The 13,183-nt window shown below is 46.5% G+C and carries 11 protein-coding genes and 3 pseudogenes; 1 reads left to right on the top strand and 13 read right to left on the bottom strand.

Annotated elements, in window-relative coordinates; genetic code table 11:
* Positions 1-36: 36 nt before the first annotated feature.
* Positions 37-297, bottom strand: a complete 261-nt coding sequence (locus GC56T3_RS19610; protein WP_193568267.1) for a hypothetical protein — start codon at positions 295-297, stop codon at positions 37-39.
* Between GC56T3_RS19610 and GC56T3_RS19315 the strand changes: the two are divergent.
* Positions 274-415 (top strand): annotated as a pseudogene (locus GC56T3_RS19315) (IS982 family transposase); the annotation flags it as partial. The gene GC56T3_RS19610 and the pseudogene GC56T3_RS19315 overlap by 24 nt on opposite strands.
* A gap of 5 nt (positions 416-420) precedes the next feature.
* On the opposite strand, the pseudogene GC56T3_RS18525 reads toward GC56T3_RS19315, so the two are convergent.
* The 12 genes and pseudogenes from GC56T3_RS18525 to GC56T3_RS07585 form a co-directional block, all read right to left on the bottom strand.
* Positions 421-678, bottom strand: a pseudogene (locus tag GC56T3_RS18525) (MFS transporter); the annotation flags it as partial.
* 156 nt (positions 679-834) lie between these two features.
* Positions 835-1,863, bottom strand: coding sequence for a cytochrome d ubiquinol oxidase subunit II (locus GC56T3_RS07640; protein ID WP_011231569.1), 1,029 nt, complete (start codon positions 1,861-1,863; stop codon positions 835-837).
* Entirely contained in the window at positions 1,860-3,206 is a 1,347-nt protein-coding gene (locus tag GC56T3_RS07635) for a cytochrome ubiquinol oxidase subunit I (RefSeq protein WP_013145008.1), read from the bottom strand. The genes GC56T3_RS07640 and GC56T3_RS07635 overlap by 4 nt, the downstream gene beginning before the upstream one ends.
* Before the next feature lie 316 nt (positions 3,207-3,522).
* Positions 3,523-4,152, bottom strand: coding sequence for a response regulator transcription factor (locus GC56T3_RS07630; RefSeq protein ID WP_011231571.1), 630 nt, complete (start codon positions 4,150-4,152; stop codon positions 3,523-3,525).
* Positions 4,133-5,152 carry a PAS domain-containing sensor histidine kinase gene (locus tag GC56T3_RS07625; RefSeq protein ID WP_013145007.1) on the bottom strand — a complete coding sequence of 340 codons (1,020 nt, stop codon included), beginning with the start codon at positions 5,150-5,152 and terminating at the stop codon, positions 4,133-4,135. The genes GC56T3_RS07630 and GC56T3_RS07625 overlap by 20 nt, the downstream gene beginning before the upstream one ends.
* A gap of 215 nt (positions 5,153-5,367) precedes the next feature.
* Positions 5,368-6,777, bottom strand: coding sequence for a rhodanese-like domain-containing protein (locus tag GC56T3_RS07615; RefSeq protein WP_013145006.1), 1,410 nt, complete (start codon positions 6,775-6,777; stop codon positions 5,368-5,370).
* Between the two features lie 14 nt (positions 6,778-6,791).
* Positions 6,792-7,331 (bottom strand): hypothetical protein, encoded by a 540-nt coding sequence (locus tag GC56T3_RS07610; protein ID WP_013145005.1) that lies wholly within the window; start codon positions 7,329-7,331, stop codon positions 6,792-6,794.
* 16 nt (positions 7,332-7,347) lie between these two features.
* On the bottom strand, positions 7,348-8,547 hold the full coding sequence (locus tag GC56T3_RS07605) for an FAD/NAD(P)-binding oxidoreductase (protein WP_013145004.1): 1,200 nt from the start codon (positions 8,545-8,547) through the stop codon (positions 7,348-7,350).
* 234 nt (positions 8,548-8,781) lie between these two features.
* Positions 8,782-10,425 carry a CoA-disulfide reductase gene (cdr, locus tag GC56T3_RS07600; protein WP_013145003.1) on the bottom strand — a complete coding sequence of 548 codons (1,644 nt, stop codon included), beginning with the start codon at positions 10,423-10,425 and terminating at the stop codon, positions 8,782-8,784.
* Positions 10,426-10,590: 165 nt separating this feature from the next.
* Positions 10,591-10,916 (bottom strand): annotated as a pseudogene (locus tag GC56T3_RS07595) (YnfA family protein).
* A gap of 284 nt (positions 10,917-11,200) precedes the next feature.
* Positions 11,201-11,473 carry a hypothetical protein gene (locus GC56T3_RS07590; RefSeq protein WP_013145002.1) on the bottom strand — a complete coding sequence of 91 codons (273 nt, stop codon included), beginning with the start codon at positions 11,471-11,473 and terminating at the stop codon, positions 11,201-11,203.
* Between the two features lie 181 nt (positions 11,474-11,654).
* Positions 11,655-13,181, bottom strand: coding sequence for an MDR family MFS transporter (locus GC56T3_RS07585; RefSeq protein WP_013145001.1), 1,527 nt, complete (start codon positions 13,179-13,181; stop codon positions 11,655-11,657).
* Positions 13,182-13,183: the final 2 nt, after the last annotated feature.

Genomic DNA, 13,183 nt, shown 5'->3' with positions numbered 1-13,183 from the left:
TTTATTTCGAGTTTCGAACTCCTGTCCGATATCCCATCACTTCGCTATCATCCAAATCATCCATTGCCCGCCTCCCCATATCGTTAAAAATAGATACGTATACTCCGCCCTTTCAAGAGGATTTCGCTGCCAAATCGTCCACAACATCACTACGGCGGCAAGGAACAGCTGATATAAGTGAATCGGGTGGAGAGCAAACAAAAAATGATCCAACGGCGGTCCGTATTGCCGTTCGAACAAATAGTAAACAAAATGCGCCCCTAATATGCCGCCATTTTCTTTTTTGTCTCTGCTCAACTGTCATTGATTCAGATGCATCTTCATCGCCTCAACCGCCTGGTCAATCAGGAAGATGCCGTGGACATGGCGACTTACCTTGTCAGGAAAGTTGCTGAGCTTTTCTTCCGAACGGGCATGACATCACTTTGCCACTGTTTTCAAAGTTTCATCCAGCCGCATACGTGAATAGACTCCAGCAAGAAAGGGTAGCAAGGCCACGATCCCGATTGCCCATGTGACTCCTAATAAATCTGCTATTATTCCAGCAATTAACGCCCCGAACGCATAACCACTATCTCTCCAAAAACGGTACACTCCCATTGAAGATGCGCGCCAGTTAGGTGATGCAACATCACCAATTGCTGCCTGCAAGGTCGGATAAACCATTGCTGTACCCAAACGTGGAAGTGGGGGCTTCTCGGTTTAGTAATGATAAAGAAGTATGAGAAAGAAGTCAATGATTCACTCACACATCTTTCAAGCCCACCCAGAACGAGACGACGACCGACAGTCCAACGATAATCATCGGTGCATACGTGATCAAAAACGTTTGCATCATCCTTTTCCTCCTTCCCATTTTCCTTTGACGTACGTTTTGTTAAACAAAAAGAGGCGCATCAGCAAATAGAGCGATGGAATCAAAAGCAACAAGCCAGCAATAAACGCAACGATCAGCGCAATGGCCATTGTCTCATTCGTAAACCCGTCGTAAATTGTCAGATACGGGTAAAGCAAATACGGATAGTGCGAAATACCGTAGGCGTAAAAGGCGAACGCATATTGACACAAAAGCGCAATAAACGCCCAGCCGAACCGCCGTTGCCGCCAAAGAAGCCAAACGGTGAGCGCAAAAAAGAGAAAAGAAACGCCAAACATCCAGGCCATGTTCCACAAATTTGCGTAATGTTCAGGATTATGGTAGCGCAGCTGGTAAATAATGAGCAGTGCTGATAACATCGTCGGCCCGCTCCAAATAAGAGCATAGCGGCGCAACAGCGCTCGCGCTCGTTCATCCCCGGCCGCGTCTGCATAATACGTCAAAAACACAGCGGAAATGTACAAAACGCTTGTGACGCTTAACAGCACGATGCTCCATGACAGCGGGCTGGCAAACAACTTGCCGTAATCAAGCATCAGGGAGTCTCCGTTTTTTTCAGCAAATCCGCCTTCTGAAATCGTCAAGACGATGGACAGCGATGCCGGGATGAACAATCCTGTCAATCCGTAAGCGAGCAAATACCAGTTCCGCTCCGTCCCCCCGTACGTGTGAAACGCGTAGTATGAACCGCGGATGGCAAGCAAAATAATCGAAAGGCTGGCCGGAACGAGCAAAATCGATCCGTAATAATAAGCTGTCTTCGGGAAAAAGCCGACGATGCCGACAAAGAAAAAGACGAGAAAAACGTTCGTCACTTCCCACACCGGCGAAAGGTAGCGCTGAATGATGCGATGCAAAATATGCTGTTTGTTCGCCCAATGGCTGTAGGCACTGAAAAAACCAGCCCCGAAGTCGATCGAAGCGATAATAATATAACCAAACAGAAACAGCCATAACACCGAAATGCCAATAACTTCAAGCGTCATAGTGCCACCTCCCCGTTGCCATTGCCCTCCGCCAATTCCCGCTCAACCGGGTTGCGGCGGAACAAACGAACAAGGACTATTACGCTTGCGATTCCTAACACGAGGTATAGCAGGCAAAACAAGACAAGCATCATATCGACATGGGCAGATGATGTCGCGGCCTCTGCTGTTTTCATATAGCCGCGCAAAATCCACGGCTGCCGTCCGACTTCCGCCAAGTACCATCCGGCCTCAATCGCGATCATTGACAGCGGCCCTCCCGCCGCTAACAGGCCAAAAAACCATTTTTTCGTCGTCCATTTCCACCGAAAAACCGACCCGAGCCAATACGCCGTTGCGACCAACATTAAAAATACGCCAATTGCCACCATCATATCGAATAAATAATGAATGTACAGCGGCGGCCGCTCATCTTTTGGAATGTCATTCAGTCCGGTCACAATGGCGCCGGGATGGTTATGGGCTAGGACGCTAAGGGCGTATGGAATTTTCAGCGCGTATTTCACTTCACCGTCTTCTTCAAGCATACCAAAAAACACAAGCGGCGCATGGGAACTCGTTTCGAAATGCCATTCAGCGGCCGCGAGCTTCTCCGGCTGATAGACAGCCAAAAATTTTCCTGACAAATCGCCAACAAGGGCGCTCGCTATCGAAAAAATCAACGCCGCTTTCATCGTTAAATGAAGCGCCTTGCGATGATAAATGTGCCTGTTGCCTTTGAGCAAATGCCAAGCAGCAATCGAAGCAAGAACAAACGCCGATGTCATATACGCCGTCGCCAGCACATGGGCGACTTTCGTCGGCATCGCTGGGTTGAACATCGCCGCGATCGGGTCGATGTTGACAATCTCACCGTTTTTCAGCGCAAACCCTTGCGGTGTGTTCATAAACGCGTTCACCATCGTAATAAACATCGCGGACGCCGAAGAACCGACCGCCACCGGAATAAGCAAAAGCAAATGTTTTTTCTGGTTTTCGAATCGATCCCATGTGTACAAATAAATACCGAGAAAAATGGCCTCAAAAAAGAACGCGAACGTCTCCATAAACAGCGGCAGACTGATCACCTGGCCAGCCAGCTGCATAAAATGCGGCCATAAAAGCGACAGCTGCAAGCCGATCGCCGTCCCGGTCACAACGCCGACCGCCACTGTAATGACAAAGCCGCGCGTCCAACGGCGGGCGAGCAAAACATAATGCATATCGTTTTTGCGGATCCCGACCCACTGGGCGATGGCGATCATAAGCGGAATCCCGACGCCGATCGTGGCATAAATAATATGGAACGTTAATGTTAACTCGGTCAATACGCGGCTGAACCACACCGGATCGTATTCGCGCACGGTTCATCCCCCCTAAGAAAATAGTCGGCTGATCAACGAAACAAACACGGCTGCCGCCGCCAAAAAACTAATCCATACAAGCCATATTTCTTGCCGTTTCCCCACGATCATCCTCTCCCATCGACATTCATGCACAACAAATTTTATGATAAATATCACAAACTAGTCATTTTTATTATCCCACAAAACATCCTCGTCTTATCCCTTACAAATGCGAATAATTTGTGACATTTTTCACATATTTATTGTGAAAAGCAAAGAATCGGGACCCCTTATCTCAAATCACATGCATAGAATGATCACTAAAATTTATAAATTATACTAAATCTGCAATCTGATTTTTTAAAGCGTATTGAATGAGCTCATGTTTTTCCTTAATACCAAGCTTCTGCATAATGTTCGCTTTATGGCTTTCAACTGTTTTAGGACTGATTTTTAATTTGTTCGCAATTTGATTATTGGTATATCCTAAAAATGTCAACCGAACAATTTCCCGCTCACGATTTGTAAGAGGAGATCTCGGTTCTTTTTCCATGATTATTTTTTCTAGTTTCTCTTGTGGGATATGTGTACGGTAAAACCGTTCTCCTCGACATACCGCTTTCAATGCTTTGTACAAATCGTTCGTTTGACTATTTTTTAACAAGTAGCCATGAATGTTATGTTGAAGGGCTTTTTGCACATATATTTCTTCATCGTGCATGGTTAAAACAACGATTTTGGTATCCAGTTCATCCATGATTGTTTTTGCGGTTGTAAATCCATCAAGCCCTGTCGGCATAGAAAGGTCTAGCAAAACAACATCAGGATGGTGCTTCAACGCAAGCGTAATCGCATCGCAACCGTTGCTTGCTTCTCCAACGACTTCAACATCCGGAAATCCTTCTAGGAGTAGTCGAATGCCTTTGCGAATTAAATCATGATCATCAACGATCAACACTTTCATCCTCTTCACTCCCTTCTATTGGTACACATACAAAAATCGTTGTTCCTTTCATTGGCGCAGACGTAATGATTGTTTCTCCACCTAAATGGGAAATACGCTCTTGAATATGTTTTAAGCCAAGTCCTTCGCGTTTTTCTTCAACCTCGAAACCAACTCCGTTATCTTTAATAGATACGTGTAATTCTTGCCCCACTCGTTCGATTGTTATACATACCTCTGTTGCCTTTGCGTGCTTCATGACATTATGCAATGCTTCTTGAATGACACGGTAAAGATTAATTTCCACTGTTGGCGACAAGCGCGTGTATACATTCGTTTGAAGTGAAAACGACATATTTGGCATTTTTGATTGAAATGAATGAATGAGCGATTGAATGGTCGGAATGAGCCCAAGTGCGTCTAAACTTTTCGGACGAAGTTGTTGCGCATATAGCTTCACATCCTCCATGACACGACCAAGTTCTTCGCGTACCTCTTTGACATATGCGTGTAACTTTTCATCCTGTATACGTTGTATGATATTATCTAAAGCAATAGAAATACTGTAGAGGGACTGACCAACACCGTCGTGCAATTCTTGTGCGAGACGTTTATGTTCTTCCTCTTTTGCTTCTGTTAGTTTTTTCACCATCCATTTGGAATGAAGTACTTCTTCTTCTTTTTTCTTCACCGTTTGGTCACGAAGTACAAGCAAATAATATTTTGCACCGTCTTGTTCAAGGATAAGCGCTGTGCTCATTTCCACATCAATTAAGTGTCCATGATAAGTTGGCATTTCAGATAAAAAATACGGCACTTCTTCAGTGGAAATTAAATAACATCGCTCTTCACCTTGACGTACATCACGCTTTTGACAAAACGAGCAATATGGTACTTTTTCGCCAAATTGCCACCCAGTGAGTCGCTTAGCAGCTGGATTCATTTCGACAATTGTTCGCTCATGGTCCATTACAATGATCCCGTCTTGAATGTAAGTAAAAATTCTATCCAAAAATTTCATTTTTACCCTCCTTTCGGCTCTTCACCACAACATGCACTTGACAAGCAATACGGTTTCCGGCACAAAGATATGCAAAAAGTGCTGATTTTCCCTCACAAGCGTAAATAGGGTATGTTCGGAAAAAATCAAGTACAAATTTTGGTGAAGATCCCTCCTTTCTCTATTATAGGTGTCAAAAGAAAAAAATTGAAAAAAAGGACTGATGAAATCAGTCCTTATGCTTTTCTGGCAATTGGAAGCTTTTCTTGCACCCACGCTAAATACCCACCTTTTAAATTCAGCACCTGTTTTACCCCTTTTGCTTGTAAGATACTTGCGCCAATTGCTGAGCGCGCACCTGATTGACATTGAACAATGTACGTTTTTCCTTCTGGAATCTCGTTTAAACGATCAGCAAGCGCGCCGAGCATAATATGTTGCGCCCCTTCAATATATCCTTCGTCCCATTCTGCTTGATTGCGCACATCAATAAGGTGATAATGCTCGTCTTGTAAATATTGACGCAATTGTTGCACATCAATTTCTTCATATCTCTCTACTTCACCGCTTAATGCAACGACTGGTTCAATGTACGCAACAATGCGGTCCAATCCAATATAAGCAAGCGCTTTGCGAATCGCTTGTACATCTTCTTGACTTGCAATCAACACAATGTCTTGGTCATAGTTAATGAACCAACCTGCCCAGTTTGTAAATGATTTGTTAAACGGAATGTTGATGGACCCTGCATAATGTGCATTCGCAAATTCTTGAGGCGGACGAACGTCTAAAATAAACGCTCCGTTTGCTTGATACTCGTCGAGTTGCTCACGTGTTGACAACACTGGTACTTCTTTTTCATTCAAATATTCAGGACCAATTTTATTCACTTGTTTCATCATTGCAAAATATTTCGGCGGCTCCGGTTGCCCTGCAAGCAATAGTTTCACAAACTCTTCTTCATCTTCAATTTTTAGCGCCCAGTTGGTCAGCTTTTCATATCCAACCGTTGAAGAAGGAACAGCACCAAGTGCCTTCCCGCATGCACTTCCTGCTCCGTGCGCCGGCCATACTTTTAAATAATCTGGGAGTGCTTTGAATTTTTTTAGCGATTGGAACATTTGACGAGCGCCAATGTCCGCTGTGCCGGAAATCCCTGCTGCTTTTTCAAGCAGGTCCGGACGGCCAACGTCCCCAACAAAAACGAAGTCACCTGTAAAAATGCCCATCGGCTCTTTTGCGCCGCCGCCTTTATCAGTTAAGATGAACGAAATATGCTCTGGTGTATGCCCTGGTGTATGAATCACTTGAAACTCAACGTTTCCTACTGTAAAAATGCTTCCCTCCTTCACAAGCTCGTAATCAACTTCATTTAAATATTGATATTTCCAGTTCTCATCTCCTTCATCCGATAAATACAGTTTTGCTCCACAACATTTCGCTAATTCTTTGGCTCCTGAAACGAAGTCAGCATGGATGTGTGTTTCTGCTGCAGCTACTATTCGCAATCCTTCTTTTTTCGCTGTATCGATATACCAATCAACGCTGCGACCTGGGTCAATAACGATTGCCTCACCTGTTCGTTGGCATCCAACTAAGTAAGACATATGAGCTAATTGTTCATAAAAAAATGAACGAAAGAACATATGCATCCCCCTCATTATTTATGTTTGCTTGCTACATCAAGCAGCGTTTCTATATATTTCACTCCATCTTGAACGATTGGATGTTTTAACAAACGATATATGCGTAAAAGTGATACAGTTGTCGAATCACGCTCGCAAGCAAAGCGCTCGTTCGTTTCTTTTAAGATGTCTAGTCCCTTTCCAATTGGAACAATATCTTTGATTCCTTTCGTCCAATACGCCATCGACTCGCGATCATTCATGACGCTTGTCACAAATGAAACGAACTCTTCTGCTTTTTGTAGCCATTGGACAAGCGTCGGCAATAATTGAATGAGTGTTGCAATCGCTTCAAAATGTTCGGACGTCAACCGAAACGGCGCTGCTTTTGCTTCCCATTCAGCAAACAACGACTCAAGCGTTTGTTTATCGTTCATGACATGTTGGATGAATGTGATTTTTTCTTCCATTGATTCTGTCGCTTCTTTTAGCTGCGGGAGTTTTTCAATAAAGTAATGGAGCGCTTCCCGTTGCTCATCCTTTTCAAGCAGTTGCAATATAGGCTGTAACGACATTGTTCATCCCCCTTTCCTACATGAGCCCTTTTAACATTCCATTCCAATAAATAATGGGTAACAAGTTTCTTTTTAACACATACATGCTCATCCGTTCTTTCGATTGATCAAAAGGAAACGTTTCCTGGGGATTTTTATCATAATCAAATTCAGCTAAAACAAGTTTGTTATAACCGGTCACAAGCGGGCATGATGTATAGCCATCATATCGAGCTTGTAACGGTTTTCCGTTCATGAGTGCGAGCAAATTTTCAACAACAACAGGCGCTTGTTTTCGAATTGCCGCTCCTGTTTTTGATGTCGGTAAGTTTGTACAATCGCCTGCGCCAAATACGTTTTCATACGTTTTATGTTGTAACGTATACGGATCAACATCAACCCATCCGGCCGCATCCGCTAATGGACTTTTCTTAATAAAAGCTGGTGATCCCATTGGCGGTGTAACGTGAATCATATCAAAACTTAATGTGAAGCGCTCGTTCGTATCGAGATGTTCAAATGTCGCTTTTTTCGCCTCTCCGTCAATTTCAACTAACTCGACACGATATTTCGTTTCGATGTTTTTTCGTTGAATGACTTGTTCAAGCGTATCGGCGTATTTTTTTACAGCGAAAATGTTTGGCAAGCCTGAAGCGAAAATGATATTCGTTTGGTCGCGCACACCGGATTGACGGAAATAATCGTCAGCTAGGTACATAATTTTTTGAGGTGCCCCTCCACATTTTACCGGTGTGCTCGGTTGGGTAAAAATCGCTGTACCGCCACGGAAGTTACGGATATTCTCCCATGTGCTTTGCACGTAATCATAGGAATAGTTGCTGCAAACTCCGTTTTTTCCAATCGTTTCTTTTAGCCCTTTGATTTGATCCCAATAGATTTCAATTCCGGCAGCTACGACTAAATAGTCGTAACGCACTTCTGAGCCTTCTCTCGTTTTCAAGGTATTGTGTTCTGGCATGAACGTATCGACCGCTTCTTTCAACCATTTTGCTCCCTCTGGAATGAGCGACGCTTGCTCGCGAACGGAATCTTCTGCTTTTGCTGCTCCACCGCCAACAAGTGTCCAAAGTGGTTGATAATAATGTTTATCTGATGGATCAATGAGCAACACTTGACCGTACAATTGACGATTTTTTCTTAACAGACGGGCTGCGATTGAAATCCCTGCTGAGCCTGCTCCAACAATAACGACTTTTCCATCATATACACGAGCCATCACTTATCACTCCTTTGTATTCGTTTTCAAATTGATTTAATTAGCTTAACTACATTGTATATATTTTCAACTCATATACCCATAGGGGATTTCCCTGATCTTTTTGTTATGAAAAGCATGGAAAAGGAGATGTTCCTTGCTTCTGACATCTTCAAACCTTTTCTCACGAATGTTTTCACTAGTTCACCAGTATATCAAAAACGCCCTGCCACTTTGGGCAAGACGTTCTATTCTTTACTGTTTGACGACGGTGTATAACCGGTAGCCGCCATCTACATTGATCGCTCGAAATCCGTGCTGCCTCAAAATCCTAGCAGCGATATATCCGCGCAGCCCGACTTGGCACGTGACATAAATCGGTTTTTCTTTCGGAAGCTCATGCAAACGGTCACGCAATTCGTCCAATGGAATAGGAATCGAACCGCGGATCATGCTGCGCGACGTTTCTTCCTCTGTGCGGACATCAATCAAAACGCCGCCATCATCGACAATACGGTCGATCTCATGCCATTGCACCGTCTCGACAAGTCCATCCATGATATTGGAGGCGACATACCCAGCCATATTGACCGGGTCTTTCGCCGAAGAGAACGGCGGAGCGTAAGCGAGTTCCAAGTCCGGCAAATCCCGAACCGTTAATCCCCCTTTGATCGCGGTGGCGATCACATCGATCCGTTTGTCAACTCCCTCTTTTCCAACAGCTTGCGCTCCGTAAATGCGCCCGGTCTCGCGATCAAACACCAATTTGAACGTCATCACCTCGGCGTTCGGGTAATACCCGGCGTGGCTGAGAGGATGAATATGCACAACGTCATAAGGGACGCCAAGCGCCCGCAACATTTTTTCGTTCAGCCCTGTCGCCGCGACCGCTAATTCAAATACTTTCGCAATCGATGTTCCCAACGTGCCGCTATATTTCACATCAAAGCCATGAATATGGTCTGCAACAAGCCGCCCTTGCCGGTTGGCCGGCCAGGCGAGCGGCACGAACGTTTCAAAACCGTGAATATAATGTCTCACTTCCACCGCATCGCCAATGGCATAAATCGACGGGTCGGACGTCTGCAAATGTTCATTCACTTTGATCGCGCCGCGAACCCCTAATTCCAATCCCGCTTCCTTAGCCAGCCAGCTTTCCGGCTCGACGCCGATGGCCAAAATAATCATGTCCGTTTCGATCACGCGCCCGCTTGTCAAGACGACACGACGGCCACGTTCTTCCAAGGCCCGCACCCCATCTTCCAGCAAAAGCTCCCCCCCATGCTCTCTCATGTGGTCATGAACAATGGCCGCCATTTCATAATCAATCGATGCCATCACTTGATTGGCCCGCTCAACCAATGTCACATGGATGCCGCGATGTGTCAAATTCTCGGCCATTTCCACCCCGATAAACCCGCCGCCGATCACGACAGCACGCCTCGGCTTTTGTTCATCAATATATGCCTTGATGCGGTCTGTATCCGGCACTGTGCGCAGCGTAAACAACGCTTCCGCCTCTTCGATTCCCGGAATCGGTGGCACAATAGGCTTTGCCCCCGGCGATAAAATGAGAATATCGTATGTTTCTTCGTACTCTTCCCCCGTCTTTACATTCCGGACGGAAACGGTTTTGCGGTCGCGGTGAATGGCGGTCACTTCGTTCAACGGACGGATATCTAAACGGAACCGTTTGGACATCACCTCCGCGGTTTGCACGAGCAGCTTGCTTCGTTCCTCAATCACACCCCCGATATAATACGGCAACCCGCAGTTGGCAAATGAAATATATTCGCCGCGCTCAAATAGGACAATGTGATCCGCTTCGCTCAACCGGCGAAGGCGCGCGGCCGCTGTCGCTCCTCCCGCCACTCCGCCGACAATGACGATTTTTCTCATCTTCATCATCCTCCCTAAAAATGATGTGGTTTCGTCCATCCCCCTATAGGCGAGTTTTGGCAACAACCCCCTCGCAAAAACATATACCCCTATATGTATAATAGCGCCCATAAGGATGGAACGCAGTGATATTGATCACATTTTTGCCCATCTTCCTAAAAAACGTTATTGGCGCGGCACCCATAGCATCACCGAAACGCCTGCTAAACAAATCGCCGCGCCGATCCAATCATACCGATCCGGCGTCTTCTGGTCAACGAGCCATCCCCACAGTACGGAAAGAACAATAAACACCCCTCCATAAGCAGCATACACCCTGCCGAATGATGGAAACGACTGAAAGGTGGCAATGACACCGTACAATGCCAACGCCAGCCCGCCAAAAACTCCCTAATAAAGCGGCTTCCCTTCTCGCAACCGTAACCAAATTAAATAACCGCCGCCAATTTCAGCCTGCCGGCCAAAAGAAACAAGACGATTGCTTGAAGCATAGGGCAAATCTCCTTATCGATTGAATGTACAATCCTATTTATACTGCAATGGTTCAACATTCCCTATAAACACCATCACGCCACTTGTCTCGACTTTCACTTCAATGAAAGCAAAAAAATACACCTTGCCTTCATCGGCAAGGCATCGTATTCATGATCTTTTGACAGCCGCATACAATTGCATCTATCGTCCGAGTTTTCGCCTGAAATCCGTACAGTGATGCAACAGACAATATCATTGCCTCTCTCTGACTCCGCCATTTTCAGAAATAGAAGCCATCCGCTCATTCCCGAAGCAACCGTTCGATCTCTTCGACCAGAAGATCCACCAACCGGGCAATCTCATCATTTGTCATCCCTTTGCGGGCCATAGTCTCAATCAGCCGCCTCATTCCTTCTTTCATTCCTTCTTTTCTCCCTTTCTGCTCATAGGAAATGATCAATTCCAACACTTTCTCTTTTTCTTTCGTTTCCATCGTTTTCACCTTTCTTTGCAGTTGCTGCTCTTCTTCCTCCGACAGCTTCACATATGTTTCAAAAAAGCCCAGCAAAATCATACATTTTCCATTTCGCGGCCCACAGGAGAGAATCCTGCAAAACGAACAACATGCTTGTCAAAATGTCAAAAATCGTTTCCTATAAGTTCGAAATAAACCACAAGCGGACGGCGCCACCCCAACCGCATGATGAGCACCCGTCCGCTTCATTGACTCTACCCCTCTTCCAATCATGCCCCTCTTATTTCTCACTTGCTCTTTCCCGCGCACCCGTCCACGCTGCGAGCCGATCGTTGGACATCAAAAGCACACAAACGATCGTGAGCGCCGCCGGAATGAGCGCCCATAAAAACGTATCAGCGATCGAAGAGGCCAGCGCTTCCGTCAAACGATCGAGCACGGGTGCCGGGATGTGCGCCCGCGCTTCTGGCGACAACATCGCGCGCGGGTCGTGAATGTTCGCTCCAGGCGCTCCTTGCGCCATGCCGCGAAACTGCTCGGCCAATTGATTGGTGAACAAGTTTCGCTGAATGATTCCAAACACCGTAATGCCGACGGTCATGCCGAGCGACCGTACAAACGAATTCGTCGAGCTGGCCGCGCCCCGCTCCGCTTCGGAAAAATGATGGATCGCCGCCATGCCGAGCACGGAAAACGAGGCGCCCACCCCTAATCCGACAATGATCATGTAAAACGTCACCGTAAGCCGCGTTGTATGCTCATCAATCGTGCCAAGCAGCCCGATCCCGGCCGCAAACAGCAGCATAAACCCGAACATCACGTTGCGGTAGCTCGTTTTTCCAGCCAAAAAGCCGCCGAGCTGGGCCGATACAGTCGTCGAAAGCATCATCGGCAACAAAATCAGCCCGGAATTCGTCGCCGAACCGCCCGTCACCCCTTGGATAAAAATCGGGATGTACACGGTGGCGACGACAAACGTTGCGCCGGAGAAAAAGGCGACCAAGGTCGTTGAAGCAAACAGGCGCTCGCGGAACATATGGTATGACACGATCGGCTCTTGTGCCTTCGTTTCCACATACAAAAAAGCGAGAAACAACAACGCGAACGCGGAAAACAGCCCGATGATCACGGCCGAGTCCCAGTCATACTTCTGTCCGCCAAGCTCCAACGCAAACATCAGGCAGACGATCGCTGGAACGAGCGTCATCACGCCAAGCCAGTCAATGCTTTGCTTCGAATGCTTCGGCGACTCGCGATAGTAAATCCAAAGCAACAAAAATGCGACAATCCCGAGCGGAATGTTAATGTAAAACACCCAGCGCCAGTTTAGATAATCGGTAATATACGCGCCAAGCAACGGACCGAAGATGCTTGACAGGCCAAACACCGCTCCAAACAGCCCGCCCATCTTCCCGCGCTTCTCCGGCGGAAAAATATCAAACATAATCGTGAACGCGATCGGCACAAGCGCCCCGCCGCCGATGCCTTGAATGGCGCGGAAAATGCTGAGCTGCACGATCGTTTGCGCCATGCCGCACAGCACAGATCCAAGCAAAAACACCATCATCCCAAACAGAAAAAACCGCTTCCTCCCGTACATATCGGACAGTTTCCCAAAAATCGGCATCCCGGCCATCTCGGCCACCATATACGCCGACGTCACCCAAACAAACTGCTTGAGCCCGCCTAAATCAGCGACAATCGTCGCCATCGCTGTTGCCACAATCGTATTGTCCATCGAAGCGACAAAAATGCCGAGCAACAGCGCGATCACAACCAATCCTGTTTTCGTTTCCTTATTCTCCATCC

Origin of the sequence: Geobacillus sp. C56-T3 (genome assembly GCF_000092445.1) — a bacterium.
In the GTDB taxonomy this organism is placed as follows: domain Bacteria; phylum Bacillota; class Bacilli; order Bacillales; family Anoxybacillaceae; genus Geobacillus; species Geobacillus thermoleovorans.
Note: the sequence above shows the minus strand (reverse complement) of the source record. Positions and strands in the feature narration are given on the sequence as shown.